This window comes from Bradyrhizobium sp. CCBAU 51745 (assembly GCF_028128715.1).
Taxonomy (GTDB): domain Bacteria; phylum Pseudomonadota; class Alphaproteobacteria; order Rhizobiales; family Xanthobacteraceae; genus Bradyrhizobium; species Bradyrhizobium manausense.
Map to the genome: position 1 here is coordinate 1 of NZ_LBJP01000005.1, position 25,843 is coordinate 25,843.

The 25,843-nt window shown below is 60.8% G+C and carries 23 protein-coding genes and 4 pseudogenes; 13 read left to right on the top strand and 14 right to left on the bottom strand.

The window, feature by feature from the left end; translation table 11 throughout:
* Nucleotides 1-221: 221 nt before the first annotated feature.
* The 4 genes and pseudogenes from XH98_RS06375 to XH98_RS06390 form a co-directional block, all read right to left on the bottom strand.
* Nucleotides 222-446 (bottom strand): hypothetical protein, encoded by a 225-nt coding sequence (locus XH98_RS06375; RefSeq protein ID WP_271618116.1) that lies wholly within the window; start codon nucleotides 444-446, stop codon nucleotides 222-224.
* A 109-nt stretch (nucleotides 447-555) separates the two neighbouring features.
* Complete coding sequence (locus XH98_RS06380) at nucleotides 556-1,278, bottom strand: SOS response-associated peptidase (protein ID WP_271618117.1); 723 nt, start codon at nucleotides 1,276-1,278, stop codon at nucleotides 556-558.
* Between the two features lie 19 nt (nucleotides 1,279-1,297).
* Nucleotides 1,298-1,714: pseudogene (locus XH98_RS06385) on the bottom strand (hypothetical protein); the annotation flags it as partial.
* Nucleotides 1,715-1,733: 19 nt separating this feature from the next.
* A pseudogene (locus XH98_RS06390) lies at nucleotides 1,734-2,131 on the bottom strand (hypothetical protein).
* Nucleotides 2,132-2,216: 85 nt separating this feature from the next.
* Between XH98_RS06390 and XH98_RS06395 the strand changes: the two are divergent.
* The 3 genes from XH98_RS06395 (at nucleotide 2,217) to XH98_RS06405 (ending at nucleotide 4,232) form a co-directional block, all read left to right on the top strand.
* The gene (locus tag XH98_RS06395) at nucleotides 2,217-2,540 is read left to right on the top strand and encodes a type II toxin-antitoxin system RelE/ParE family toxin (RefSeq protein ID WP_442868552.1); all 324 of its coding nucleotides are present in this window, start codon (nucleotides 2,217-2,219) and stop codon (nucleotides 2,538-2,540) included.
* 1 nt (nucleotide 2,541) lies between these two features.
* Nucleotides 2,542-2,904 (top strand): addiction module antidote protein, encoded by a 363-nt coding sequence (locus XH98_RS06400; protein WP_271618118.1) that lies wholly within the window; start codon nucleotides 2,542-2,544, stop codon nucleotides 2,902-2,904.
* Nucleotides 2,905-3,407: 503 nt separating this feature from the next.
* Nucleotides 3,408-4,232 carry a ribonuclease HII gene (locus tag XH98_RS06405; RefSeq protein ID WP_271618119.1) on the top strand — a complete coding sequence of 275 codons (825 nt, stop codon included), beginning with the start codon at nucleotides 3,408-3,410 and terminating at the stop codon, nucleotides 4,230-4,232.
* A gap of 6 nt (nucleotides 4,233-4,238) precedes the next feature.
* Here XH98_RS06405 and ligD (XH98_RS06410) read toward each other — a convergent pair.
* Together ligD (XH98_RS06410) and XH98_RS06415 are read right to left on the bottom strand one after the other, a co-directional pair.
* Nucleotides 4,239-5,186, bottom strand: a pseudogene (gene ligD / locus XH98_RS06410) (non-homologous end-joining DNA ligase).
* A 287-nt stretch (nucleotides 5,187-5,473) separates the two neighbouring features.
* Entirely contained in the window at nucleotides 5,474-7,153 is a 1,680-nt protein-coding gene (locus XH98_RS06415; protein WP_271618120.1) for a DNA polymerase/3'-5' exonuclease PolX, read from the bottom strand.
* Nucleotides 7,154-7,668: 515 nt separating this feature from the next.
* Between XH98_RS06415 and ligD (XH98_RS06420) the strand changes: the two genes are divergently transcribed.
* The 5 genes from ligD (XH98_RS06420) (at nucleotide 7,669) to XH98_RS06440 (ending at nucleotide 9,492) form a co-directional block, all read left to right on the top strand.
* Complete coding sequence (ligD, locus tag XH98_RS06420) at nucleotides 7,669-8,559, top strand: non-homologous end-joining DNA ligase (RefSeq protein ID WP_271618121.1); 891 nt, start codon at nucleotides 7,669-7,671, stop codon at nucleotides 8,557-8,559.
* A gap of 115 nt (nucleotides 8,560-8,674) precedes the next feature.
* The gene (locus tag XH98_RS06425; protein WP_271618122.1) at nucleotides 8,675-8,866 is read left to right on the top strand and encodes a hypothetical protein; all 192 of its coding nucleotides are present in this window, start codon (nucleotides 8,675-8,677) and stop codon (nucleotides 8,864-8,866) included.
* Nucleotides 8,866-9,033 (top strand): hypothetical protein, encoded by a 168-nt coding sequence (locus XH98_RS06430; RefSeq protein WP_271618171.1) that lies wholly within the window; start codon nucleotides 8,866-8,868, stop codon nucleotides 9,031-9,033. The genes XH98_RS06425 and XH98_RS06430 overlap by 1 nt, the downstream gene beginning before the upstream one ends.
* Nucleotides 9,030-9,230: a hypothetical protein gene (locus tag XH98_RS06435; protein WP_271618123.1), complete on the top strand. Its 201-nt coding sequence runs from the start codon at nucleotides 9,030-9,032 to the stop codon at nucleotides 9,228-9,230. The genes XH98_RS06430 and XH98_RS06435 overlap by 4 nt, the downstream gene beginning before the upstream one ends.
* A gap of 76 nt (nucleotides 9,231-9,306) precedes the next feature.
* Entirely contained in the window at nucleotides 9,307-9,492 is a 186-nt protein-coding gene (locus tag XH98_RS06440; protein WP_271618124.1) for a DUF3606 domain-containing protein, read from the top strand.
* Between the two features lie 24 nt (nucleotides 9,493-9,516).
* Here the strand turns inward: XH98_RS06440 and XH98_RS06445 are convergent.
* The 5 genes and pseudogenes from XH98_RS06445 to XH98_RS06465 form a co-directional block, all read right to left on the bottom strand.
* Nucleotides 9,517-9,737 (bottom strand): annotated as a pseudogene (locus XH98_RS06445) (hypothetical protein); the annotation flags it as partial.
* 169 nt (nucleotides 9,738-9,906) lie between these two features.
* Nucleotides 9,907-10,914, bottom strand: coding sequence for an ABC transporter permease (locus tag XH98_RS06450; RefSeq protein ID WP_271618125.1), 1,008 nt, complete (start codon nucleotides 10,912-10,914; stop codon nucleotides 9,907-9,909).
* Nucleotides 10,911-11,915: an ABC transporter permease gene (locus XH98_RS06455; protein ID WP_271597908.1), complete on the bottom strand. Its 1,005-nt coding sequence runs from the start codon at nucleotides 11,913-11,915 to the stop codon at nucleotides 10,911-10,913. The genes XH98_RS06450 and XH98_RS06455 overlap by 4 nt, the downstream gene beginning before the upstream one ends.
* Nucleotides 11,908-13,392, bottom strand: a complete 1,485-nt coding sequence (locus XH98_RS06460; protein ID WP_271618126.1) for a sugar ABC transporter ATP-binding protein — start codon at nucleotides 13,390-13,392, stop codon at nucleotides 11,908-11,910. Before XH98_RS06460 ends, XH98_RS06455 begins: the two co-directional genes overlap by 8 nt.
* A 107-nt stretch (nucleotides 13,393-13,499) precedes the next feature.
* The gene (locus XH98_RS06465) at nucleotides 13,500-14,501 is read right to left on the bottom strand and encodes an autoinducer 2 ABC transporter substrate-binding protein (protein ID WP_271597875.1); all 1,002 of its coding nucleotides are present in this window, start codon (nucleotides 14,499-14,501) and stop codon (nucleotides 13,500-13,502) included.
* A 447-nt stretch (nucleotides 14,502-14,948) separates the two neighbouring features.
* On the opposite strand from XH98_RS06465, the gene XH98_RS06470 reads away from it, so the two are divergent.
* Nucleotides 14,949-15,974: an aldo/keto reductase gene (locus XH98_RS06470; RefSeq protein ID WP_271597874.1), complete on the top strand. Its 1,026-nt coding sequence runs from the start codon at nucleotides 14,949-14,951 to the stop codon at nucleotides 15,972-15,974.
* Nucleotides 15,975-16,026: 52 nt separating this feature from the next.
* Here the strand turns inward: XH98_RS06470 and XH98_RS06475 are convergent, their stop codons facing one another.
* The 3 genes from XH98_RS06475 to XH98_RS06485 are packed head-to-tail and all read right to left on the bottom strand — an operon-like array spanning nucleotide 16,027 to nucleotide 19,395.
* On the bottom strand, nucleotides 16,027-16,899 hold the full coding sequence (locus XH98_RS06475) for an ABC transporter permease (protein ID WP_442868553.1): 873 nt from the start codon (nucleotides 16,897-16,899) through the stop codon (nucleotides 16,027-16,029).
* Nucleotides 16,896-17,837: an ABC transporter permease gene (locus XH98_RS06480; protein ID WP_271618127.1), complete on the bottom strand. Its 942-nt coding sequence runs from the start codon at nucleotides 17,835-17,837 to the stop codon at nucleotides 16,896-16,898. The genes XH98_RS06475 and XH98_RS06480 overlap by 4 nt, the downstream gene beginning before the upstream one ends.
* A gap of 46 nt (nucleotides 17,838-17,883) precedes the next feature.
* Nucleotides 17,884-19,395, bottom strand: a complete 1,512-nt coding sequence (locus XH98_RS06485; protein ID WP_271618128.1) for an ABC transporter substrate-binding protein — start codon at nucleotides 19,393-19,395, stop codon at nucleotides 17,884-17,886.
* 293 nt (nucleotides 19,396-19,688) lie between these two features.
* On the opposite strand from XH98_RS06485, the gene XH98_RS06490 reads away from it, so the two are divergent.
* From XH98_RS06490 to XH98_RS06505, 4 genes are read left to right on the top strand one after another with little or no spacing between them, the layout of a single operon-like run.
* Nucleotides 19,689-20,831, top strand: a complete 1,143-nt coding sequence (locus XH98_RS06490) for an ROK family transcriptional regulator (RefSeq protein ID WP_271618129.1) — start codon at nucleotides 19,689-19,691, stop codon at nucleotides 20,829-20,831.
* Between the two features lie 37 nt (nucleotides 20,832-20,868).
* Nucleotides 20,869-22,464 carry a gamma-glutamyltransferase gene (ggt, locus tag XH98_RS06495; RefSeq protein WP_271597870.1) on the top strand — a complete coding sequence of 532 codons (1,596 nt, stop codon included), beginning with the start codon at nucleotides 20,869-20,871 and terminating at the stop codon, nucleotides 22,462-22,464.
* Nucleotides 22,465-22,502: 38 nt separating this feature from the next.
* Nucleotides 22,503-24,155, top strand: coding sequence for an ABC transporter ATP-binding protein (locus XH98_RS06500; RefSeq protein ID WP_271618130.1), 1,653 nt, complete (start codon nucleotides 22,503-22,505; stop codon nucleotides 24,153-24,155).
* Between the two features lies 1 nt (nucleotide 24,156).
* Nucleotides 24,157-25,386, top strand: coding sequence for a Gfo/Idh/MocA family protein (locus tag XH98_RS06505; protein WP_271597868.1), 1,230 nt, complete (start codon nucleotides 24,157-24,159; stop codon nucleotides 25,384-25,386).
* Nucleotides 25,387-25,843 lie beyond the last annotated feature (457 nt).

A 25,843-nucleotide genomic window follows, 5' to 3' on the forward strand; every position in this document is an offset into this window, starting at 1 on the left:
CGCCGCGGAGAGGATCACGCGCCACAATGGAAAGCCTAGCGTAGGCAGATCTCATCGGGGTTGCTCGCGGTGATGCGACTGGATGCGGCGAACAAGATAATCGAGGACTATGTGCTGTTGCCTCCCCCAATGCGGGCAGGGCGCTACGTCTGGCTCTCATCCGATTCCTCCACCGTCACCTTGGGACGCTTTACGCCGGAAAGGACGCGTGTTCGTAGCGATCAAAAGGAAGTTGGCCAGATCCATCCATGCCGCGCCAGCCAGCTCAGCGCCGCTGACCAAGCGAAGGAAGCCAAGCCGGCCCAAAACCAAGGGCTCCGGCGCGCGGTACCGACAGTGCGGAGGTAGAGAATTGCTCCGATGAAAGTGCCGTAATTCCTTCGGAAGTCGCCGTTCAGCTTCGCGATCTTGGAAAGTTCGGAGGAAGTCTCGACGTCTTTTGCCATCGGGCTGGCTCCTGCTAGGACCAGCGCCTTATGAACCACTGTTTTGCCCGACGGAGCAAGTGATTAATTCGTGTTATCAGAATATCGTCGCAATCGTAGGTGCTACTGGTCATGTCGCCGGCCCCGGGTCTTCCTTGACGCCGCGGGCCACGATTTTCAGCGCGCCGGTCGGCAGCGGGCGCTGTAGCTTTAGAGCCTTCTCCGCCGGCGCGGTCATCCAAGTCTCGACCTCGTGGGGCGTCGTCAAGATCACCGGCATCGCCTTCGGGTGGATGGCGAAGACCTCGGCGTTGGCCTCCGTCGTCAAGAATGCATAGAGATCGTTGGTCGTCTCGCCTTCCTTGACCTTCCGGACGGACGTCCAGTTAGTCCAGATGCCGGCGAAGCAGGCGAGTGGGCGGGTCTCGTCGAGCGCGAACCAGATGTCGCCGCCTTCGGCCTTGTTGAACTCGCTGAACGAGTTGAACGGCACCACGCAGCGCTGCTCCGGGCCCAGCCAGCGCGTCCAGTGCTTGCTCTTCACGTTGCGGATGTTGGTGGTGCCGCTGTCCGGCTCCATCCGGAGCAGCTCCTTGAAGTCGACCGTCTGGCCTTTCGCCTGGAGTTTCTCGGCGCGTTTTTTTGTTGCCTGGAGGAGGGCTTGGCTCGAGGACGGCATGCCCCACCGTGCGGTCGCGAGCTCGCGGCCATTAGCGCCATTGCGCACGATTGGCGCCTTGTAGTCGGGGAAGACGCCCGGCATTGGCGCGAGATTGCCGACGTAGCGGTTAACGACACGGAATAGCGCATTGATGGCAGCCTGGTTGGTGGTGATCGAATACAGATTGCACATCGTTAGGTCTCAGAGGGGAGCGGGGCCGGTGCGCGAGTTGCAGCAGCGTTGCGGAAGGGCGACAACCCGCCTTAGCACATTTGTTGCAGCGGAGCCTGCCGGCCAGGTCGTGCACAAAAGTTGTCGTAGGGGGCGGCAATTCAGCAAGATCAACATCCCGTCGGGTGTTGCAGCGGGAGCACTGGATCTCAATGCCGTTGATTGCCTGATCGACCGAGGGCGAGGGATCGATGGGCTCGCCGTTCGCCCACATGCGCTCATTCCAGCTTTCGCAGAGGAGGCGATCGGCTTGCTTGATCAATGCTTCGCCTTCAGCGCGAGCCGCTGCGGACTGCGCTGCCAGAATGGTGGTCATCGCGCGTGCTTTGCCGAGCTCCTTCCCTAAAGCCTTTCGGTCGCCACCGGAGAGCGGCGTCGGGTGATGCTTCGCAGTCAAACCGAACGCGAGCCATCAATCAGACAGGCTCGAAGGCCGGCCAGCAGCCGTCCTCCTCATACCGGCCAGTCCGATTTTGGCAGGTGTTGTTCAGCAGCCGCTGCCCGACCTCCTTCCAGATCGCGTGCTGTCCGGGCGGACGGCATCGGCCTTCTGAATCTCAACAATGCGCTCGCACCTGCGGCAGGAAACGCGCAGGACGTGCTGCGGGAACTCGGATAGCTGGAGCCCCGCGGCCCGTCCCACCGGTTCGGCGTCGGCCGGGAGATCGTCGAGGATGGAGCGCCAATATTCCTCCGGAATAGCGTCCTGCGGGCCAGGGGCGTTTTCCCTCGTGGGCCGGTTACCCATTGACCTAGCTAGCTTTTCCATTTGCTTCGGGGTGGGCATCCGCCAACTCGCAGGTCGCTCGCTCATCGCGCAATTAGAACATAAGTAGAACAAATGTCGAGTCCGACCAAGGAGGTCCGCTAAATTTGAGGGCGGAGATGTCGCCGGATTTGTGTTTCTCGTTCGATCCGAGTCTGCCTGTCGGAGCAGGGCAGACATTTCAAACGGCGATTTCCGCTGCCATCGGAGTCAATGCTGGTTCCAGCGGAGTCGATTGGCGATTACGCTTCCGTTAGGGTCCCTTGGCGCGGATGCTATGGGCGATGTGAAACCGGTTAGCGAAGCCGTCAGCGAGCTGCGGATCGACTACGGGCCAGGGTATCGCATTTACTTCATTCAGCAGGGCAATACCGCGGTGATCCTGCTTTGCGGCGGGGACAAGCGGACCCAGAACGAGGACATCAGGACCGCCAAGCGGATGGCGAAGGAGGTTTGATATGCCACTTAAGACAACCAAGTTCGACGTTCAGGGCTACCTGAAGACGCCGGATGAGCAGGTAGCCTATCTAGAGGCAGCGCTTGATAGCGATGATCCTTCGTTCATTGCAGTCGCTATCGGAGATCTAGCTAAGGCTCGGGGAGTTTCAAAATTCTCTCGCGAAACTGGATTGAGCCGCGAAGCAATCTACAAGACGTTTCGCGTGGGCGGCAATCCAACGCTCGATACGCTGAGCAAGGCGACGGTCGTTCTTGGCTACAAGCTAGCTCTTGTACCGAGAAGTCGGACCGTTGGCTCGTCGGCAAATAGCCGCCCGAGCGATAAGCGCGCTACTGGCGCCAAGGCAAAAAAGCTTGCTTGAGGCGCGGTCCCGACCTAGCGGGATGCGGCTGATGAGAGGAAGCCTTGATCCGGTCGTCAGCCTGGCCGCCAGGAAGCGCTCCAGTCATCTCCAGGAGCTTGCAGAGTCGGCGCGGGGCGCGACGGCAGGACCGCCTTGTGTACCCGCGGCCACCGCAGGTGCGATAGACTCCGATTGAAGCAGAAAGACTCAGATCGAACGGCAAACGACAGGATTGCCGTATCCGCTTATCCTATTGCTGATCTGCCGCAGCATGGGCCTGTTCCTCGGAAGTACCCCGGGGATCGAGGCTCCGCTCCTTCTAAAGGGAGACACCAATTGGTTCCCTCTGAGGTCGGTGGACGCGATGCCGGTGGCAGCGCAAAATCGGACCGCAACTGGGAGCCGGCCAGTTCCTTTCGAAAAGGCGCTACGTGGCCGAAGAGGCTGTCTAGCTACTTCAGACAATCGCCACAAAGATCGCTGACACGCTCTTTACCAGTCAGTCTTTCACGAAGGCCGTTATGTCTCAGTATTCACTCGATGTATTGCGTCAGCGCTATGTCGTCGAGAAAAGGCCGCTTGAGGCCAGCGTCGAGCAGATCTTGCGGGCCGACACCCGCGCCGGAGCGCGTGCCATCCTGGCTTCAATCGATAAACGCCGCTTCGAAAACAGGTCCGAAGGGCAGCGCCTCCGCAAGATGCTCCGCTTCGAGACCTCTCTCTGGGAAAGCGGCCAGTATGCCGTGGCAGGCGTGGACGAGGCCGGAATGAGCCCTCTCGCGGGTCCGGTCTCGGCTGGCGCCGTGATCCTGAAGCCCGGCACGCGAATAGTCGGGATCGACGATTCGAAAAAACTCGACGCTGCAGCTCGCGAAGAACTCGCGAAGGAGATCAAGGAAAAGGCAGAGAGTTGGTGTGTGGCATTCGTCGAGGTCGAGGAGATCGACGCGATCAATATCTATTGGGCGGGCATCCAAGCTATGAAGCGTGCGGTCCGGGGGCTCGGGTTGCCGCCGCAGCACTTGCTGATCGATGCGAAGCCGCTAAAGGAAATCGACATCCCTCAGCAGGCCATCATCAAAGGCGACGCCAAGTCCGCCAGCATCGCCGCCGCCTCCATCCTCGCGAAAGTCGAGCGCGACAAAATGATGCGGACGCTCGACGTGCGTCACCCCGGCTACGGATTCGCGGATCACAAGGGCTACCCGGTTCCGGCTCATTATGAGGCGCTCGCCCGGCTGGGTGCATGCGCAGCTCACCGCAGGTCTTTCGGCCCAGTACGCAAGGCTCTCGGGTTACCGCCCCTGCCGCCCTGGCCTTCGGCATCAGAGCGGGCCGCAGGCTGACTGGCATCATTTTCGCGACCAATTCTTTTCGCGAACGACGTCCTTCGCGTATTTGTCGGAGCGCAGGCCGAGATAGACTGGCTGGCGCAGCTCGCCCTTGCTGGTCCACTCCGCGAACTTCACTTCCGCGACCAACACAGGACCCACCCAGGTCGTGACCTGCTCATCCTTCACCTTGGCAGGGAACGGCGACTTTGCGGTTTTGAGCTTGATGAGCTTGCCGTGAAGCTCTTTGAGGACCTGGTGGCTGAATCCGGTGCCGACGTGGCCGATGTACCGCCATGCGTCCCCTTCGCGTACCGCCAGCACGAGCGCGCCGAAGAAGGGCCGGGTTCGCTTGGGCGCCGTGAACCCGGCGATCACGACCTCCTGCCGCTGCGCGGTCTTCACCTTCAGCCAGTCGGCGGTCCGGCGTCCGGACGCGTACGGGCTATCGGCGCGCTTGGCCATGATGCCTTCGAGGTGTCTCCGCTCGGCATCTGCGAAGAACTTCGTTCCCTTGCCTTTGCGATGGTTGCTGAACGCGATGAGCTTGTGGCGTGGCACGATGGCCTTGAGCCGCTTCTTGCGCTCGAGGAGCGGCAGCGCGCGCAGGTCCTCGCCGTCTGCGAACATGAGGTCAAATACACAGTACAAAAGCTTAGCCTCGTGGCGCAGGGCGTTTTGAAGCAGCTGGAAATGGGATACGCCGTCTTTGCCGATCGCGACGAGCTCGCCATCGATCACGGCGTCCTCCTAAACGCCCTCAAGGGCTTTCGCGACCTCGACATAGGAGTGGCTGATGATTTTCCCGTTGCGGCTGTAGAGCGCGACCCGACCACGCCGGATTTCCGCGACCATGCGGAAACCATCGAATTTGTCCTCGAAGACCCAATTGGGATCGTCGAACGGTGAATCGGTTAGCGTGGCCAGCATGGGCTGCAGGCGATTAGGCAGAGTTGATTTTCGGGCCATGGCCGTACGATGGACGAAAGGGTGGTAACGAGTAGAATGCGTCGTGAGTTCCGCCTGCCGGGAGAAGGCTTTTGGTTCGAGCGGATTGGCTAGACCAGCGATGCGATAGAATTGTCCGTCGTGCCACGCACTGGCGTATGGAAGTTTTCATGGCGGCGGGTCAGCAGGAGGCGAGCCTCGGCCGAGAAGGTGTCGGTGCGGAGGAATTTGTGTCCTACTACTGATTGCGCCGGAGCAGGCAACCGCAACCACACTTCGCTCGAGCGAAAGATCGTGCGCGTGCGACATCAGGCAGCGCGGGCGAGCGAGCGCCGCTTCTGGCGGAGGTAGCGCGTGATCTCGGGAAGAGTCATCGCGTTCAGGACCCGATCGGCGGGGACGCCGCCCTTGCGGGCCATTTCGACACCCCAGTGCATGTGGTCGAGCTCGGGGATCGAATGCGCATCTGGATTGATGCTCAGCATGCAGCCGAATTCGAGCGCCGCCTGGTGCCAGCGCCAATCAAGGTCGAGACGCCACGGATGCGCATTGATCTCGACGACGACGTCGTGCTTCGCGCAGGCCCGCAGCACCTTCTCGATATCGATTTCGTAGCCCGGCCGACGCTGCAGTTGTCGTCCTGTCATGTGGCCTATAATGCTGGTGCGGGGATGGGAGATCGCTCGAAGCAAGCGTTGCGTTTGCGCCTTTCGGTCCAGCCTGAAGCGGCCGTGGATGCTGGCGACGACGAAGTCCAAACATTCAAGCACCTCGTCGTCGTAGTCGAGCGAGCCGTCGCCTAGAATGTCGGACTCGATGCCCTTGAGGATCCGGAAATCCCTGCCGAAGCGCTTGTTCAACCGGTCGGCTTCCCGGTGCTGCTGCGCGATCTCCTCTACAGTGAGACCACCGGCATAGTGCGCGGACTTGGAATGGTCGGCGACCCCGAAGTATTCGAATCCGCGCTGGCGCGTCGCTTTCGCCATCGTCTCCAGGGTCTCTGTCCCATCGGAAGCATCGGTGTGGCAGTGCAGAATTCCGCGCAGGTCCTTGTCGGTGACGAGCTTCGGCAACTTACCTTTCCGGGCCAGCTCGACCTCGCCGCGGCCCTCTCGGAGCTCGGGATCGATGAAGGGCAGTCCGAGCGCGCGATAGATGTTGTCTTCGTCACCGGCCACCAGTGTGCGGCCCTTGCGCAGGCCGTCAGCGTCCAATCGCATGTCTTTCTCGGCGGCCAGGGCTTGGAGCTGCTCGATGTGAGCGGCGGAGCCGGTGGCGAAGAGAAGGGCGGCACCGAAATGCTTGCGGTCGGACACGCGGACTTGCAATCCTTCGGCCGATGGCATCGGCTTCTTGTCCGACTTCGCAGCCTCCGCGACGATTGCGAGATCGCTGACGAGTTCGCAGCCTCGACGGAAATCGCCTGCAATCGTCACGCGCTTAAGGTCAGGCCGAGCCTTCCGGATAGAGTCCTTTGCGTGCGCGAGCAGGGCGGCGGCACGGTGCAGGTGGAGGCGGCCTTCTCCGCTTTTTGCGATTGCGAGATTCTGCAGGATCTTGGTTTGCAGCGCAGCGCCGAGTCCTTTGGCCTTCTTGATGCGGTCCTCCTTGGCAGCCGCCTCCAATTCCGCGAGCGAGGTGATGCCAAGGTCCTGATAGAGCCGCAGCACTTTCTCCGGCCGCAGACCCGGCACGGCCAGCATCTCGAGCACGCCGGCTGGTATTTCCTTCCGCAGCTTTTCCAGGCTCGGGTGAGTACCCGTCTGGTGAAGCTTGGTGACAATGTCGGCGATCGCATCGCCGACGCCCGGGATCTCCGTCAGACGATCTTCGGCGATGAGCACGTCCAGAGAAACGACAAGAGCGGCCAGGCTGTCGGCGGCCCGAGAGTAGGCTTTCGCCCGGTAGGGATTGCCGCCTCGCAAGGCGGTGCGCTGCGCATACTCTCGCAGGAGGCTTGCTACGCCGCGAGCGTTCAGCGAAGGCATTCAGCGAGCCTCCCGGTCGGCGCTTTGCGGCGCTGCCGGAGCAAGGCGACCACCCGGGCTGTCAGTTGGCAGGCGATCGAGAGAGCTCTCGAGCTTCTGGGCTGCGCGAAAGTCCTCAAGGTGCTGGATGTTGGGTCCGTAGGCGGCCTCCTTCTTCAGGAGATTGTAGATCCGACCGGCTACTAGCTGAAGATGCTTCATCGTGCCCCGCGGCATCGATCTCGCTCTGCGGAGGGCCTGGACGGCGTAGGCGCGGAAGTAGTCGAATGCGTCTGACATGATGTCGGTAAACGCCGGCCTCCGCCGGGAGTTCGATGTGCTACGCTGTTCGGGTCCGCATTAGGAACCGGTGGGCCGCCGGAACTCCTCGCTGCCTGCGAAGTTGCGGGACTCGTTGAGGAAGGTAGGTAAACCGTCCGCCGTCGGTCCCGACCCGGCGGCGGGTTTTTTGTGAGTTGCGTAGCGTGGCCAAGCGTACGAAAGCGCCTCAAGCCGAAGAGCCGGAGGTCCCGATAATGCCGGCGTTCATCGCCCCTCAATTGGCGACCCTGAAGATGAAGGCACCTTCGGGTTCTCGCTGGATTCACGAAGTCAAATATGACGGCTACCGCATTCAACTGCGGATCGACGGTGACGATCACCGGGCCTATACCCGCAACGGCTACAATTGGACCAGCAAGTTCTCAAGAATTGCGGCCGCCTTCGATATCGAAGGTCAGGCCATCATCGACGGCGAGGTCGTCGTCATCCATGAGGGCCGCACCAATTTCTCCGAGCTGCAGGCAGACCTCGGAAGAGGCGATCAGGACCGCCTGATCTACTTCGCTTTCGATCTGTTGTGGCTGGACGGCAAAGATTTGCGCAAGGAGCCGCAGATCGAACGGAAGAGACTGCTCAAGGAGCTGATCGAGGAGCACCGGCTCGAGGATCCAATCTTCTTCAGCGAGCATCACGAAGGGGACGGGCAAGCCCTCTTCGTTGCCGCCGGGAAGCTGAACTATGAGGGCATCGTCTCCAAGCGCGTGGATGCGCCATACCGATCGGAGCGGGTCGAAGCCTGGCAGAAGATCAAGGTCGTCCAAAAGGACAAGTTTCCCGTGGTTGGCTTCATCAAGGATCCATCCGGCGTCGCCGCGTTGTATCTGGGCAAGAGGGAAGGCAAGGATCTTGTGTACATTGGGAAGGTCGGCACAGGGTGGAATCGAACCACCTCGGCGCAGATCCGCAAGGCGCTCGACACCGTGGTGAGCCCGAAGCAGAAGCTCACCAAGTCCATCAGAAAGCCGAAGGCCACGTGGGTCGAAACCACGTTCTACGCTGAGATAGAGTATCGCGACATCACCTCCGAAGGTCTGCTGCGGGCCAGCTCGTTTAAGGGCCTGAGCAAAGGAACGCGCCGTTCATAGGGGCGTTTTCCTGTGAATAGGATGAGTACCGGTCATCAGAGGCGCAGGGCATTCTGGCCCGGTATGTCGAGCCCGGTCCTAGGGATTGCAAGCAGACCAAAACCAGCTGCTGGACGTGCTCGATGACGAGCCCGTCGTTCAGGCCGTGAAGGGATTGAAAATGGAAAAGCCCACAGCGGAACAACTCGCCGAGCTCAAGAGGCTGAGCGCGATCGCACGGGTGCCGGATGAATCCGAGATCGTCACCTCGAAGGAGGAAGCCGAGATCCGGATCCGCGACCTCAAAGACAAGGCTCGGATGGAATGATGCCCGAGAAGCCGATCAACGGCGTGGAGCCTGGACGGTCCGAGGATGATATCCAGCGCGAAGAGATCGGACCTCGCGGTGTCCCTGGAAAGGAAAGCCCTGCGAAGATGACGCCACAGCGGGAGAAGAAAACGCCAAAGGACGTTGATCCCGGGCATACGGCATGAACTCCATGGACACATTCGATCCCGATACGCCGTGCCACGTTCACGACGGCCTCAACGACCAGATTATCGAATGGAGCCCTCAATGGGCTTCGATGTACCGCGAGCACGTGTCGAACTGGGATGAGGGTGTCATAGCCTGGGACGGGCTTTTGCTCGACGGATGGGCGCCCATCATTCATACGTCTTGCGGCCACTGAATGTGCGGGCGGAGCTGGGAACCCACGATTCCTTGCGGCGTTGCATCGTCATCATTAACCCCAAGAGGAGGAGCTGATGGCCGCAGCGAAGAAGCAGACCGCGCGTGGACGCAAGCAGGACCGTGACCGGGTAGCCAAGGGACAGGACTACGAAGTCCGGTATGAAGCGAAGAAGACCGGTCGCTCGGCGTCAGCCGTGAAGAAGGCCGTCAAGAAGGTCGGCAACAGCCGCAAGCGGGTTGAGAAGCGACTCGGCCGCTGAGAAAGAGACGGGTTGGCGTCGTGCCTAGCGCCGACCCTCCTCGTGAGCGGGACATTCTGGGCAGGTATCACCAATCGAGTCCAGCACGTCGCGAACCGCCGCCTCCGCGGCATCAGTGGAGATGTAGATGTCGACGGGCGATACCGAAGGCTCGCTCTTGCGCATGCGGATCGGCGCGGTGCTGCATCCAACCGTGCTCCTCACACGGCGCCGACTTCCTGGAGAACGTTGGTCGCCCAACCCGCAGCGTTGTCCGCCTTAGGCGAGGTACGAACCCTGAGTCATCGGCACATTAGGGATCGCATGTGCCTCGAGCGGCCACCCCTCCTCACTGGCCACTAGCAGCTTGAGACTTGTCTTGCCAATGTCGAGAACCGCTATGTTGGTCGAGACGACAGGGCCCATCATCGTTCGCTATCGCAGCACTTTACCGGCGAAATGAGGAACCGCCGCGACGACAATCAAAATACCCCCCCAGATCGCCAGCGTAAGGAATTGGCTGAGGTTCAGAAGGTTGAATGCCGAGGAGATCACCTGAAGGATGATCAGCGCGAGCATTAGCCCACCGACTTTGCCGAAGCCACCAAACGGATCGATCCCACCGAGGACGGCCGCGAGTATAGTGACCAGAAGATAGCTCTCGCCGTATGCTGCGTTGGCCGAGTTGAAGCGTGCCAACATGACCACCGCTGCCACGCCCGCGAGTAGGCTGGATAAGACATAGAGTCTGAGGAGGACGGCGCGGGTGTTGACGCCGGAGTAGCGAGTCGCCTTCTCGTTCGAGCCGATCATGTAGACCTTTGCCCCGAACGGAGTCGCGTTTAGCATGAGCGCGACGGGGAAGGCGCAGAGAGCAAGTATGATCAGAGCAAATGGTACCCCGAAAACCGTTCCATTTCCGATAAATACGACGGGCTCCGGAAATCCGGAGACGACGTTACCACGCGACAGGCCGATCGCGATGCCCTTGCAGAGCGTCATCGTGCCGAGCGTGGCCAGGATCGGCGAAACGCCGAGATACGCGATGACAAAACCATTGAGGAGGCCAACCAATGCGGCCACTGCAAATCCTGCGGCGATCGCCAGCACCTGAATGCCGGCCCAGGCAATACCCTGACTCCCAGGGATGTAGCGCGTCAGCAGGAAGGCAATCGTCAGTCCGGACAGATTGGCCGTTGCGATGATGGAAAGGTTGAGTCCTCCCGACAGCAAGGCCAGCATCATTGCAAGTGAAAGGATGCCGAGTTCCGGCATCTGGAAAGCCATGGATTGCAGCGTGTTGGCCGAGAAGAACCGGTCGCCAATCGTGATCGCGAACACCACCCAGAGCGCGAGTAATAGCAAGAGGAGGGTGCCGACCGTACCGCTACCAGCGAGGCCGACCATACGCCGGCGAAGTGAGAAGGTAGTCGCGTTGCTCATGCGCGCGCACTCCGGGTTCGCCGCTCTCGCTGCGACCAGGCGGTCGCTGAGACCGAGATAAGAATAACCAAACCGACGAAAAACGGTGACCAGTACGACGAAACGCCCAGCAAGATGATTCCATTTTGCAGCACTGCGAGCAGCGTCAGGCCCAAGAACGTGCCAAGCACGGTGCCGACGCCGCCCATCAAGCTGGCGCCGCCGAGCACCACGGCGGCGACGACATCGAGTTCCTTGCCTACCAGCACTGTCGGGGCAACGGACTGGGCGAGTTGTGCCTGGATCAGAGAGGCGATTCCTGCCATGACACCCATGTAGCAATAGACCAGCATGTTGAGGCCGAAAATGTGGAAGCCGAGCCGCTGCGCGGCATCGGCATTGCCTCCCATGGCATAGATCTGCCGGCCGATATTGGTTCGGTTTAGCAGGAGCCAGGTGACGAGAAACGCCAGCGCCAGCGCGAGGATCTGCAGGTTGACACCGTAGGAGCTATCCTTGCCCCATTCGAATTCGAACCAGAATATTCCGGCCGCGAACCAGTCGGGCAACGAATAGATATATTTGCCGCCGGTGAAGAAAATCAGAAGCCCGTAAAATATGTTCAGCGTTGCGATCGAAACAATGATCGATGGAATGCGAAGTTTCTGGATGAAGACCGCGTTGAGGGCGCCGAGCGCACCTCCAATCCCAATCGCGATAGCGAAGACGCTGATCCAGTTCCCTCCGTACGCATTGGCGAGCGAGAGGGTAACATATTGCGCGACCGAGGCGGTCGCGGTGAATGAGATGTCAATTCCGCCGGCGATCAGCACGACCAGCAGCCCCAGCGCCAGGATGCCGACGAATGCGTAGGAGGTCAGCAGATCAAAGAGATTTTGAAGGGTCAGGAATTGCGCATTCGCAAAGCCCAAGCCGGCGCAGAGCCCGAGGATTACCAATAGCAGCCAGAATTCGTGGCTGCGACGAAACCTGCCGAATGATGCAATGTGCGCTTTAGGCATTGACGGCCTGCCGAAGCGCATCCTCGGAAGTGGCTGCGGCAGCCACGTCCGTTGTCAAACGACCTTCCCGCATCACCAGAACGCGATGACTATGATAAAGGACCTCGGGAATTTCGTCCGATATCATCAGCACCGCTACGCCGTCGCGGGCTAACCGCCGGATGATTTCGTAAATTCCGTCCTTCGCGCTGATGTCGACGCCCACCGTGGGGCTATCGAGGATAAGCACTCGCGGGTTTGTTGCCATCCATTTGGCGAGCACGACCCGCTGCTGATTGCCTCCGGAGAGCGTCTTCACCGCGTTGGCCGGGTTGGAGACCTTGATCCCGAGTTCAGCGACCCAGCGAGCGACATGGGTCCGTCGCGCGCGTGCTGCAATCAGGCCGAATGCGCCAGCCAGACGTTCCAGTACCGTTAGCGTGATGTTCGCCGTGACGGACTGATTCGGGATGAGACCAAGGGCGAGCCTATCCTCGGATACATAGGCGATGCCTCGATCGATCGCCTCTGCATTTGTACGGAGCGCGACCGGACGGCCATCGAGCGCGATGGTGCCGCGATCGGGCGGTTTCATGCCAAACAGCGACAGTGCGAGTTCGGTGCGGCCTGAGCCGAGGAGACCGGTCAGACCCGCCACTTCCCCTGCGCGCAACTGCAAGCTGACATCCTCGTACTCACCTTCGCGTCCCAGGCCCTTAACTTCCAGGACGATCGGGCCGGCGGCAAGCTCAGGCGCCTGTACCTGATACTCGAATGACTTACCGGTCATCAGCTGGCTGAGTTTCCGCCCGTTAATTGTGTCTGCTGCAAAAGTACCGACTTTGGCGCCGTCCCGCAGTACGGTCACGCGTTCGGCGATTTCAAGTACCTCATCAAGACGGTGGCTGACGAAAACGACGCAAATGCCAGCACGCTTCAACTCGCTCACGAGCTTGATCAGGGTGTTCACCTCGTGGCGGGTCAACGACGCCGTCGGCTCGTCCATGATCAGGAGTTTGGCGTCCGCAGCCAGGGCTCGGCATATCGCTACCAGCTGGCGTCCGGCAATGCTGAGCTCTGCGACTTTTGCGTCCGGATCGAACTCAACGCCGATCTTTGCCATTGTCGCCTTCGCGGTAGCGCGAATTGAGACCCAGTCGACCGAATGAAGGCCGCCAAGATGATGCGCCATCGCAATATTCTCGGCGACGGTGAGGTTGGGAAACAGCGAAAGATCCTGGTAGATGACCTGAATGCCGCAATGCGTAGAGTAGACCGGGTTTAGATGGGGATATTCCTTCCCACAAATTGCAATTCGGCCGCCAGGCTCCGCTGCCTCGACGCCCGAAATAATCTTGATCAGAGTGGACTTGCCCGAGCCGTTTTCACCGACTAGGCAATGCACCTCGCCAGCCTCCAGAGTCAGATCGACGTTGCGGAGCGCGTGAACGCCGCCGAAACGTTTCGATATGCCGGACATTTCCAGAAAGGTCGACAAGATTCGCCTGCAAAGGACTTCGATCGTACGATCACCCGACAAGGACCGCATTCCCGGCCGGAAGGGCCGGGAATGCAGCGCGCGATGAGGAGGCTAAGTCGGTGTACCTAGAGTCCGCCGGCGATCAGCCCGTCGATGGTTTCTTTGTTGATCCGCATGATCTTGTCGACCTTGATCTGTTTTCCGGCGACGTCGACGGCTGCCTTGCCAAGGCCGGGTACCTCGACGCCATCCGTGATGGGCTTGCCATCGAGCACGAGTTTGGCCACCGCGACCATGGCGTAACCCGCATCCGTGGGATTCCAAAGGAAACCTTCGCGGATCGTATCATCCGCAATGAGCGACTTCGCCTGGCTCGGCAGCACGGTGCCGACTATAGCGATCTTCTTGGCGAGTCGTTGCTGACGCACGGCATTTCCGGCGCCGATCGGTCCATTCGAGCCAAAGCCGAGAATGCCACGCAGGTTCGGATAAGCCTTGATCACGTCGAGCGTCGTGCGTTGGCTCGTGTCGATCTCGTCGGCGCCGGGAAAGCGGTCAGCGACGAGCTTCATCTTCGGAAAATTCTTTTGTTGGTAGGCAATCGCTGCATCGGCCCATTTATTGTGAAGCGGCGTCGTAAGAGTTCCGACATAGACGACATAATCGCCTTCGCCGCCCATGTCCTTGGCGAGACGTTCCATCTGCACCTCGCCAAAGCGAACCGAGTCGATCAATTCCACATTCCAGTCGCGGCCTTCCTGCTCCGGGCCCTCATGCGTGATGACCTTGATTCCGGCGGCCTGAGCGCGTTTCAGCACCGGTTCGCAGACTTTCACGTCAAGCGGCACCAAGCCGATCACGTTGACCTTCTTGGCAATCAGATCCTCAAGGAGCTTTACTTGCTGTGCCGGATCGACATTCGCTGGGCCAACCATCGTGGCATTGATGCTGAAGTCCTTCGCGCCCTTCTGGATTCCCTTTTCAAGTGCATTGAACCAAGGAATTCCCGCAATCTTTACGACCGTGACCATTTCCTGTTGGGCTTGCGCAAAGGCAAAGCCCGGAAAACCGGCACCGGCCAATGCGGCCGTACCACCGATCAGCTTGAGAGTTTGGCGTCTGTCCATTGTTCCCTCCCAGGAAATTATCTGATTCCGCACCCTGGTCCTCGCCGGGGGGAAGCAGTCGAGCCTGTCTGTTATTGCTTGCCTGACAGAAAGTTCTGCCAGTCCAGCCGCAGGACCTTGAGGGAGATTAGAAACCAGCGCTCCAGAGCGTGTCAAGCAAGTGACATGTTCGCAGCCACCATCGCAGTGCGGTACCTGATCTTGCCTTCCAGACGCGTCTAAGTGCGGATCAGGCGTGGCCTAGAGGCATAATTCCTTATCTTTGTTGTAAGTCGCAGCTGCACAGTCGTTTACGACATTGTTTGCATAGCGATCGTGGCAGCTGAGCTTCTTTGCGCAGCGGGCTCGTCCTTCGCGTTGACACGTCGCGGCAAATACATAGGCTGCGCATTACCACTTACGAGACCAGCGCGTCATTGAGACCGCAGAGAAGGGCAGCAATCCATCATGGTTTCGCGATCGGCTTTACCGCGTCGCACCCTTGGCCGGACCGGACTTGAAGTTTCCATCCTCGGATTCGGAACCGCGCCATTGGGCGACCTCTTTCTTGAGCTCGACGACCAGACCGCGATTGCTGCAGCAAGCCGCGCCTTCGAGCTCGGCATCAATTTGCTCGATACTTCGCCCCACTATGGCAATGGCCTGTCGGAACATCGCTGTGGAACGGCGCTCCGGCGTGTGCAACGCAACGATGTGGTGCTTTGCACCAAGACCGGTCGGTGGATGGATCCGTTTCACCAGCCGGAGACAAGGTCCGGGTTTGTCGGCGGACAGCCGCACCGCGCCGTCGTCGACTATTCCTACGACGGCACCATGCGCTCGGTCGAGCAATCGCTGTTGCGGCTTGGCACCGACCGTATCGACCTGTTGCTGATCCATGATGTCGATGTGTGGACCCACGGTGAGAACGCGATTGAAGACCGCTTTCGCGAAGCGATGTCCGGGGCCTATCTGGCGCTCGACAAGCTTCGTTCCGAGGGCGTGGTCGCGGGCATCGGGATCGGTGTCAATGAAGCTGAAATGTGCGTGCGCTTTGCGAAAGCTGGGTCCTTCGATGTGATGCTGCTCGCCGGACGCTATTCGCTGCTGGAGCAGCCCGCACTCGAGGAGTTCATGCCGCTGGCGCTAAAGCAGGGCATCGCGGTGCTGCTTGGCGGAGTGTTTAATTCCGGTATTCTGGCGACGGGCGCCATCAAGGGCGCCAAGTACAATTATCAGGATGCGCCGCCGCATATCCTTTCGAAGGTCGTCGAAATCCAGCGTATCTGCACAGCTCATGGAGTACCGTTGGCGACGGCCGCTCTACATTTCGCCCTTGGTCATCCGGCTGTCGCTAGCGTTGTGCTCGGGGCGCATGATGCACAGGAGGTCGAGCGCAATGTAGCTGCGCTGACCGCCTCAGTGCCAACCGCACTCTGGGGCGATCTCAAGGCGGCGCGCTTGCTGGACGCAGAAGCGCCCGTTCCGGGATAGAGCGGGCGACCTGAGAGAGGCGGCTCCGGAACTCGCCTATATAAATTCGGATCTAGTGCCTGGGATTCAGCGCACTATTGAGGCCATCGCCGATCAGGTTGAAGCCGATGACGAGAGCGATGATTGCGAGACCGGGGAAGAGTGCCATCCACGGCGCCTCGCCGAGAAATTGCCGAGCCACATCGAGCATAGCGCCCCAGGAGGGAGCCGGAGGCAATTGACCAAGACCAAGAAAGGCGAGGCTCGCCTCCGCGAGGACTGCAATCGCCATAGTGAGAGTCGCTTGGACGATGGTCGGTGCAAGCACGTTCGGCAGCACTTGGTCGGTCAGGATCGCCAAATGACCAAGCCCTTGAGCGCGCGCTGCCGCAATGTAGTCCTCGGTACAGACAACCAGCGTCTCGGCACGTGCAACTCGGACGAAGACTGGAATCGCGGAAATGCCGATCGCGATCATTGCATTCTGGAGGCTGGGTCCCAGGAACGCGGCAAGCGCGATCGCGAGGACGAGAAACGGGCAGGCGAGGAGAGCATCCGCAATACGAGAGATCACCATGTCGGTGGCCCCACCGAAATAACCGGCAATAAGACCGAACGGCAGGCCGATCAGCACCGCAACGGTCACGGACACCAGGCCGGCCGCCAGCGACGCCTGAGTTCCGAAGATGACCCGAGACAGCACATCGCGGCCGAGATCATCTGTGCCAAACCAATGGGCTGCATTGGGTGCGGTACGAATCGCCATCCAGTCCGGCATGTTCGGATCATACGGCGAGATCCACGTCGCGAACACGGCCAGCACGACAAAGAACAAGATGATGGTGCCACCGATCACCGCGGACGGCTCGCGCAACAGGCGGCGAATTTCGGAGCGCCCGCCTGCACGCATCTGAGCGGGCGCCGGAGCGGCCTCGATCGTGCTCATGACCTCAGCCTCGGATTGAGCAGCCCATAGGCCACGTCGGCAACGAGGCTCATCAGCAGAAATATAGCCGCCGTACAGAGCACGACCGCCTGAACAACGGCATAATCGCGGCTGAACACGCCATCGACGACCATTTTGCCGAAGCCAGGGATTGAAAAGACCTGCTCGGTCAGCACCGCGCCCGCCAGTAGCTCGCCAAATTGCAACGTGCCCAGCGTCACCACCGGGATAAGTGCGTTCGGTAGAGCGTGGCGCAGCACTATGGTACGTTCGCCAACGCCCTTCGCGCGGGCGGTGCGGACATAGTCCTGCTTCATCGCCTCAATCATCGCGCCGCGGACATGGCGCATCATGATCGCAGCTGTGCCGGTCCCCAGCACCAAAGCAGGCATCAGCATGGAGATCAGGTTGCGGCCGATACTTTCAGTTGGTGGAACGAAGCCACCGGCCGGCAGCCAGCCGAGGTTCACTGAAAACAGAAGAATCAACATGATCCCCAGCCAGAAATGCGGAATGGAAAGTCCGGCAAGTCCGAAAAGACTTGCACCATAGTCGAGTGGCGTCCCACGCCCCAGGGCCGCGAGGATTCCGATCGGCAACCCGACAAGCAGCGCGACTAGCATCGATAGGCTCGCGAGCTCAATCGTCACCGGAAGTTTTTCTGCCAGCATGGTGCCGATCGGCAGCCTGGTGCGGACCGAGGTGCCGAAATCACCATGCACCACCGCCTTGAGCCAGATGCCGTATTGCACCGGAATCGGCTCATTGAAGCGATATTTCTGCCGAAGATACTCGATGACCTCGGGATTGCGCTCCTCGCCGGCGAGCGCCAGCGCCGGATCCCCGGGCAGCAGCTTCTGCAGACCGAACACCATCATCGACACCAGCAACAGGGTCGGGAGCAGGACGGCAAGACGGCGCAGAAGCAGGGTCTTCATTGCAACAGACGGGTCCTCACCTGAGGAGTGCGCGACACGTTGCGCCTCAATTCGCTGGTTTGACACCCACGAGGCGTAGCAGCCCGTCCGGCACCATAACGATGCCGCCGACGGATTTGCGAGCGGCAAAGAACCAGTTGGGGTGATAGAGCGGAATCGACGAGAGCGCGGTCAGGTAAGTATCGGTTGCTTTCGCGTAGAGGGCCTTGCGCTTGGCTTCGTCGGCCTCGCCGCGCGCCTGAGTCAGGATCGCATCGAGATCCTTGTTGCAATATTTGTTGACGTTCTGGGAACCTGCGCAACTGAAGAATGCAACCAGTGTGGGGTCCGGATCGGCACGGCCGCTCCAGTTGCCGATATAGGCTTCGAAATTGCCGTTCAGATACCGCTCGATGGCAGTGGTCGTTTCCATCGGCAGCAGCTTCACGTCGAAGCCGGCCTCGGCCGCCATTGACTGGATGATCTGTGCGACCCGGGCGTCGCCGGCCGAGTTTTCGTACGAAATTTCGACCGGAACACGAGTCATTCCCGCTGCTGCAATCAGCGCCTTGGCTTTGGCAACGTCGCGGGTCGGCGCCTTGTGAGCCGAATCGTAGAACGGAGACGACGGCGGAATCATCTGGTTATCCGCCAGGAACTCGCCGTTGAAGGCAACGCGATTGATGACATTGCGATCGATCGCGAGTTCAAACGCCTGCCGCAGCGTCGCGTTCTTGCCGAGTGGCGTATCGGCTTTCGCGCCTGCGCCGACATTGAACATCAAATGCGAGACCGCAAGTCCCTGGCCGGAATGGAGCGTGAGGTTGGGGTCATCACGCACGGTCTTGAGATCGGTTGGCGCTACGCGTTCCGCGAGCTCGAGATCGCCCGCTCGCACCCGCGACAATCTCACAGTCGAGTCGGGCACGTAGTAATAGACGACCTCGTCGTAGCCGACGGCCCCTGCGTTCCAGTAGCCAGGGTACTTCTTGAGCCGAATGAGGTCGCGCGACTTGCGCTCGACAAATTGAAACGGACCCGCACAGACCGGCGCAGCTGAGAATTCGCCGGCTTTCTCCGCGGCGGCCTTTGGCGATACCATCATGCCGGCACGATCGCTGAGATTGGCAAGCAGCGGCACGAAAGGTTCAGACAAGTTGAACTTGACCTTGTCCGCGGCGAGGGCTTCGACGCTCACGATCGGCGCGAGCTCGGCCTTGCGCTTCGAATCCGGCATCGTCTTCATGCGCTCGATATTGAATTTGACCGCCGCCGCATCAAAAGCGGTGCCGTCGTGGAACGTGACGTTCTTGCGCAGGGTAAAGGTTACCGACTTGCCGTCTGCTGCCCAATCCCAGGCCTCCGCCAACTGTGGCACGATCTTGAGATCGGGGGAGATATCGACAAGCTTGTCGCAGAGAGCCGCAAACACGAACCGGCCGGAATAAGTGCCGCTGAGTGCGGGGTCGAGCGCATCAGGATCGTCCTGAATGGCGACCCGCAGTGTTGCCGCACTGGCCGACACAAGGCCGGATCCGATCATCAGAATTGCCGCCAACGCTGTGCCGATCCGCTTCATGCGAATTCCTTTCATCCCCAGGGCTTGTCTGCCGAGGCTCCGCCGCCGAAGCACAAGACAAGCACGTCGAACCGAATTTGTAAACGATCAGAACAAATCGACTTATGGACTAGAAGATAGGCGTACGATAGTACCTTTATCCGGGAAAAATGCGTCAGACAGTGCCTCTTGACGGCTGACCTAAGTCGGCATTAGTTCGGACTGCTGACGAAATGGATTGAGCCTCTATGCCAGATGCCCCCTCGTTGCCTATCCCGCGACAGCAATCCGTGCGCCTCGTCGTCGAGCGCCTGTTGCGTGATCGAGCAGTCTCGCGCGCCGAGCTCGCTCGCAGCACGGGCCTGTCCAAGCAAACAATTTCCGAAGTCATGCGCGACCTCGAACGCGACGGCTGGGTCCGCGAGGACGGACAAATCCAGGGCAGCGTGGGCAGGAGTGCGGTCACCTACGCGTTGCGGCCGGACGCAGCTTTCGTGCTGGGCGTCGATCTGGGCGGCACGAAACTGCACGTTGCGCTTGCCGATTTGCAGGGGGAGATCGTCGCCGAGAGCATCGAGCCGACAACCGGCGACGGTGGTGCTGCCGTGGTCGCTCAGATCGGACGCATGCAGGAGGCTTTGCTTCTGCAAGCATCTGTACCAGTCCAACGTCTGCGCGGCGGCGTGATGGGAAGCCCTGGTATCATCGATCCGGCCTCGGGCAGCATCGTCATCGCGCCCAACATTCCCGGATTGGATAGTCTGGATGTGCGGGCCGCATTGCGCGAGCGACTCGGGATCGATATCGCGATCGAGAACGATGTCAATCTTGCCGCGATTGGGGAGCACTGGCGCGGCAACAGCCGCAAAGCACGCAGCTTCGCCTTCATCGCCCTCGGCACCGGTATCGGCATGGGCATCTTTTCGGACGGCTATCTCGTGCGCGGCGCGCGTGGCGCAGCCGGCGAGATCGCCTATTTGCCACTTGGCGGCGATCCCTACGATACGCGCGGTCTTCGCTTGGGGACGCTGGAAACCGCCGTCGGCAGCGCGGGGATTGTCGAGCGCTATCTCGGACTTGGTGGAATTTCTGGCAGCACGGTGCGTGATGTCTTTGATCGGCTGGATAGCGATGAGGCGGCAAGAATAGCAATCGACGAAGTCAGCCGGATCCTTGCGAGTGCGATTCTGGCCGTGCACAGCGTCCTCGATTCAGAGATCATCATCATGGGCGGCAGCATCGGCGCGCGCCCCGAACTGAAGCTGCGGGTCGACGAGTATCTCGGGCGATGCATGCGCCAGCCTGTTCGGATCGAGCGCAGCGCGCTCGGCAATCGCGCCACGCTGATCGGTGCGGTCGGTAGCGCGATCGATCTTGTGCATCGCTCCCTGTTCGGCATCGGCAGGGAGGCGGGCCCGCTGGCCCTTCCCGCCGTGGCGGCGGATGTTGCGGCATGAAAATCCACCGGGCTCACACCAACGATCGGAGAAGGGCATGAGCTGGGGACAGCGCGATTTCATGCTGCCAGGACGCTCCCTGGCGGTCGGCGACCGGGGCATGGTCGCAACCTCTCACCCCGCCGTCACGCTGGCTGCGGTCGAAATCCTTCGCAGCGGCGGCAACGCCGTCGACGCCGCGATTGCTGCCATCGCGCTTCAGGGTGTCATCGATCCGCACATGACCGGCGTCGGTGGCGACTGCTTTGCGATTTATGCTCCCGCTTCAGGCAATCCCGTCGCCATAAATGGCTCGGGTCGCGCGCCGGCGAAGGCAGAGCCGGGCTGGTTTCGGCGGTGCGGATTGACGTCGATCCCGGATGACTCGCCCCATGCCGTTACAATTCCGGGGGCGGTCGATGCCTGGTGCCGGCTCTCCGCTGATTATGGTTCAAAGGGCCTGGACGAAGTTTTGGCGCCTGCGATCAAGGCGGCCGAGAACGGGTTCGTGGTGACGCCGCGCGCCGCCCTGGACTGGGCGCGCTATGCCAATCGTATCGAGCGCCATGAGACCGGGATGGCGGTGTATCTGCCCGGTGGCGCTGCGCCCGTCGTCGGCGGCAAGCTCAGTCATCCGGCACTCGGCGCCACGTTGCGCCGGATCGCACGTGAGGGACGGACTGCGTTCTACGAAGGATCCGTTGCCGATGAAATCGTCTCGATCTTGAAGGCGCTGGGCGGCCTGATGGAGGCCGAGGATCTGGCGACCGCGAGATCGGACTACGTAACGCCGATCAGTGCCGACTACCGTGATCATCAAATCTGGCAATGTCCGCCGAACGGACAGGGCGTGGCAGCGCTGCTGATCGCGCGAATCCTTTCCGGCTTCGATATGGCCGATCTCGCGCTCGGTGAGGCAGATCGCATCCATCTCCTGGCCGAGGCGACCAAAGCGGCTTACCGGCAGCGCGATGCGCTCGTTGCGGATCCCTCATTCCGCCCCTTCGATATCGACGCATTGCTCTCGGAGGGATCAGTCGCGACATTGCGCTCTCGCATCAGGCGGGAGCGTGCGAGCGCGCCGATGGATTTCGACATGCCCGTTCATCGTGACACTGCCTATGTCGCGGTCGCCGATCGCAACGGCAACATGGTGTCTCTGATCAATTCGCTGTTCTTCGCTTTCGGAAGTGGCATCTACGCGCCCCGCTCGGGCGTGTTGCTTCAGAATCGGGGTTCGGGATTCTCACTCATTGACGGGCACCCCAACGTCATCGCGCCGGGAAAGCGTCCATTCCACACTATCATTCCGGGCCTGCTGGCCAGGCACGGCAAGCCAGTCATGGCCTTTGGCGTGATGGGTGGTCAGTATCAGGCGACAGGACATATGCAGATCCTGAGCGGCATGCTCGACCGCGGTTGGGACATTCAGCAGTCCTCGGATGCGCCGCGCAGCTTTGCATTCGACGGCGTGTTGACGCTCGAACCGACAATTTCCTCCCAGGTCGCTGATGATTTGACCGGTCGCGGCCATCGTGTGATCCGGGCCGACGAACCGCTGGGAGGTTTCCAGGCCGTGCATATCGATCTGTCACGGGGCGTCATGTTCGGAGCATCGGATCATCGCAAGGACGGCATCGCGCTGGCGGCGTGACTGGGTCGAGGGAGAAACGCGATGTTGGATCGGACAAAATGAACGACATCGTCGAACCGATCCTGTCCATTGAGCAGCTGACGCTGGCACTCCCTGCCGGCGCCGATCGCACCTTCGCTGTCGAAGACGTCTCGCTTGCTTTGCACGCGCGGGAGATCCTTTGCGTTGTCGGAGAATCCGGTTCCGGCAAATCGGTCTGCGCCTCTGCCGCGATGGGCCTGCTGCCGCACGCTATTCGTCCAGTTGCTGGAGCCATTCGGTTCGAAGGGCGCGATTTGCTGAGGCTGGCGCCGGCCGAATGGCGGACATTGCGCGGGCGGCGTATCGCAATGATCTTCCAGGAGCCGATGACGGCGCTCAATCCTGTGATCAGGATCGGCGGTCAAATCATGGAGTCGTTCGAGGCGCACGAGCAGCTGACGCCGCCCGAACGGCAGGAACGAGTCCGCGCGCTGCTTGAGGAAGTGGGCTTGCGTGACCCCGAGCGGATCATTCACAGCTATTCGCATCAGCTGTCGGGCGGCCAACGTCAGCGCGCCATGATCGCAATGGCACTGGCGCTCGAGCCATCGGTTCTGGTAGCAGACGAGCCGACCACGGCGCTTGACGTCACCACGCAAGCGCAAATTCTTCGGCTCATCCGCGACATCCAGCAGCGGCGCGGCATGGCGGTGCTTTTCATTACTCATGATTTCGGCGTCGTCGCCGACATCGCGGACCGCGTCGCGGTCATGGAAAAGGGCCGGGTTGTCGAACAGGGGCCGGTCGAAGATGTTCTCACGCGCCCACGCGATCCCTATACGCGCCGGCTTTTGGCCGCCGTGCCGGGTGGAGTTCCGCCACAGCGGACGCCAGTCAAGGACGAGCCGATTGCCTGTGCCACGATCGGACTTGCAAAGACTTATCGAGGCAGCGGATGGTTCGGAGCGCAGACCGACGTCGCAGCCGTCAAGGATGTCAGCTTCGAAATCCGGCGCGGCGAGACGCTCGGCCTAGTCGGAGAGTCGGGCTCCGGCAAGAGCACGATTGGGCGATTGGTGATGCGTCTCACCGACGCCGATGCAGGCGTGGTCCGCATCGGCGAACTTGATTTTTCCAAAGCGCACGGAGCGCGTCTGCGGGCCGCGCGAAAGCACATCCAAATGGTTTTCCAAGATCCCTTTGCCTCGCTCAACCCGCGCCGTCGCGTCGGACGAATCATCGCCGACGGTCCAATTGCGCATGGGGTTCCGCCGGCGCAGGCTTTCACTCGCGCCGAGGAGCTTTTGGCTCTCGTCGGCCTCGATCCGGGCGCCGCGCGACGTTTTCCGCACGAATTTTCCGGTGGTCAGCGCCAGCGGATCGGCATTGCGCGTGCGCTGGCGCTCGATCCTGAGGTCCTGGTCGCAGACGAACCAGTATCTGCGCTCGACGTATCGGTTCAGGCACAGGTGCTGGCCCTGCTCGAGACACTTAAAGAGAAGCTGCGGCTGGCGGTGCTGTTCATCACCCACGATCTCAACGTTGCGGCCCAGGTCTGCGACCGGATTGCCGTGATGCGCCTTGGCGAAATCGTGGAGATCAGGCCGACCGCAGATTTGCTCAATCGGCCGGAGCATCCTTATACGCAGGCATTGCTGGCCGCGGTGCCGGGGCGGCAACGCAAAGCCCCGGACCGACCTAAGCCCATACCATCATCGAAGGAGGTCTGATATGCAGAAGCTCACCGAACTTCCGATACTGCGTGTCGGGCTCATTGGCAGCGGCTTTATCGCCGCATTCCATCTGCAGTCCATGCTCGGCGTGCGCAATGTCAGCGTCGGCGGCGTGTACAGCCGCTCCGCGGAGCGGCGTGCGCGTATTGCCGACAAGGCGCGCAGTCTTGGCCTTGGACAGGCGCGTGTGTTCGACAGCATCGAAGCGATGGCCACTTCCGGAGAGGTCGATGCGCTCTGGCTGCTGACACCGAACGACACGCGTCTCGACATCATGCGTGAGATTCACCGGCTGACCAAGGCTGGAGCCCCATTGCGCGCCGTCGCATGTGAAAAGCCGTTGGCCCGCACGCTTGCGGAGGCGCGGGAAATGCGCAGGCTTGCCGAAGATGCAGGCCTGCTCCATGGCTATCTGGAGAACCAGATATTTTCGACTGCGGTGATTCGTGGCAAGGACATCATTTGGCGACGGGCCGTCCCTGGGAGCGGCCGCCCTTATCTTGCTCGCGCGGCGGAGGAGCATTCGGGACCGCACGAGCCGTGGTTCTGGCAGGGCGACAAGCAGGGTGGCGGAGTTCTTTCCGACATGATGTGTCATTCGGTCGAGGTCGCACGTTTCATGCTGACTGCGCCCGGTGCGAACCGCCAATCCCTGCGGCTGGTCAGCGCCAGCGCCACTACGGCCAACCTAAAATGGACACGGCCCCATTATGCCGCCGACCTCAAGAAACGAATGGGAATCGATTTTGCAAAGCGTCCCGTCGAGGATTTCGCGCGCGGCATCCTTACGATGGAAGATGCGGACGGACACCAATTGATGATCGAGGCGACGACCTCGTGGGCTTACGTTGGCGCCGGGCTGCGTATCCAGCTCGAGCTGCTCGGCCCCGAATATTCGATGGAGTTCTCATCGCTTTCAACCGGGCTCAAGGTCTTTCTTTCGCGCACGCTGACTGGGTCCGAAGGCGAGGATCTCGTCGAGAAGCAGAACGCCGAACAAGGCTTGATGCCCGTGGTCGAGGACGAAGCCGGTATCTATGGTTACACAGACGAAAACCGTCATATGGTCGAAGCATTCAGACTTGGTACGAGCCCTGCCGAGACTTTCGACGACGGAGTGGGAGTTATGGAAATGCTCATGGGACTCTATCGTTCGGCGGAGCTCGGACGGACGGTGCATTTCCCGGACTCCGAGCTCGAGCACTACGTGCCGCTCGTGGCTCGGTGAGCGCAGGGTACCATCAGAATCTTGATCTGACTCCTGCTGATTTCGCGTTCAAAATCGTCTGGCCGACCCTGATCGATCAGATGCCGCGTCTGTGGCGGATGGCGAAGCCCGGTCTGGACGATGTGAAGCGAGCCAATTTCGTCGGTCAGCTGATGGCAGCCCGAGTCCAAGGACGACCGTCGGCTGCTCGCCTGTTGATGCAGCACCACGGCAGCCGTTCGTCGTCCCACGCGCAATGGCTTTCGGAGGCGTGCCCGCATGGGTGCTGCCCAATCCTAGCGAACTCAATCGAGGCTTCAGCCTCGATGCGCTTCCCGGGCCGAGATCGAGTACCGCCCAATTCCGCACAATTCATCAACTCCGATTTGGTTAGGATCCGGAGCTCGGCGGGATGATTTCGATAGGCGACGGTCCATTGTCGAAGTCGAATGCAAAGGACAGCGTGTATCTCTTGAAC

Coding starts and splice junctions, on each gene's coding strand:
- XH98_RS06450 (WP_271618125.1), bottom strand. CDS start 10,914: ATGAGCAACGCGACTACCTTCTCACTTCGCCGGCGTATGGTCGGCCTC.
- XH98_RS06465 (WP_271597875.1), bottom strand. CDS start 14,501: ATGGACAGACGCCAAACTCTCAAGCTGATCGGTGGTACGGCCGCATTG.
- XH98_RS06430 (WP_271618171.1), top strand. CDS start 8,866: ATGCCCGAGAAGCCGATCAACGGCGTGGAGCCTGGACGGTCCGAGGAT.
- XH98_RS06455 (WP_271597908.1), bottom strand. CDS start 11,915: ATGCCTAAAGCGCACATTGCATCATTCGGCAGGTTTCGTCGCAGCCAC.
- XH98_RS06405 (WP_271618119.1), top strand. CDS start 3,408: ATGTCTCAGTATTCACTCGATGTATTGCGTCAGCGCTATGTCGTCGAG.
- XH98_RS06470 (WP_271597874.1), top strand. CDS start 14,949: ATGGTTTCGCGATCGGCTTTACCGCGTCGCACCCTTGGCCGGACCGGA.
- ligD (WP_271618121.1), top strand. CDS start 7,669: ATGCCGGCGTTCATCGCCCCTCAATTGGCGACCCTGAAGATGAAGGCA.
- XH98_RS06415 (WP_271618120.1), bottom strand. CDS start 7,153: ATGCCTTCGCTGAACGCTCGCGGCGTAGCAAGCCTCCTGCGAGAGTAT.
- ggt (WP_271597870.1), top strand. CDS start 20,869: ATGAGCTGGGGACAGCGCGATTTCATGCTGCCAGGACGCTCCCTGGCG.
- XH98_RS06400 (WP_271618118.1), top strand. CDS start 2,542: ATGCCACTTAAGACAACCAAGTTCGACGTTCAGGGCTACCTGAAGACG.
- XH98_RS06435 (WP_271618123.1), top strand. CDS start 9,030: ATGAACTCCATGGACACATTCGATCCCGATACGCCGTGCCACGTTCAC.
- XH98_RS06500 (WP_271618130.1), top strand. CDS start 22,503: ATGAACGACATCGTCGAACCGATCCTGTCCATTGAGCAGCTGACGCTG.
- XH98_RS06505 (WP_271597868.1), top strand. CDS start 24,157: ATGCAGAAGCTCACCGAACTTCCGATACTGCGTGTCGGGCTCATTGGC.
- XH98_RS06480 (WP_271618127.1), bottom strand. CDS start 17,837: ATGAAGACCCTGCTTCTGCGCCGTCTTGCCGTCCTGCTCCCGACCCTG.
- XH98_RS06380 (WP_271618117.1), bottom strand. CDS start 1,278: ATGTGCAATCTGTATTCGATCACCACCAACCAGGCTGCCATCAATGCG.
- XH98_RS06440 (WP_271618124.1), top strand. CDS start 9,307: ATGGCCGCAGCGAAGAAGCAGACCGCGCGTGGACGCAAGCAGGACCGT.
- XH98_RS06485 (WP_271618128.1), bottom strand. CDS start 19,395: ATGAAGCGGATCGGCACAGCGTTGGCGGCAATTCTGATGATCGGATCC.
- XH98_RS06375 (WP_271618116.1), bottom strand. CDS start 446: ATGGCAAAAGACGTCGAGACTTCCTCCGAACTTTCCAAGATCGCGAAG.
- XH98_RS06475 (WP_442868553.1), bottom strand. CDS start 16,899: ATGAGCACGATCGAGGCCGCTCCGGCGCCCGCTCAGATGCGTGCAGGC.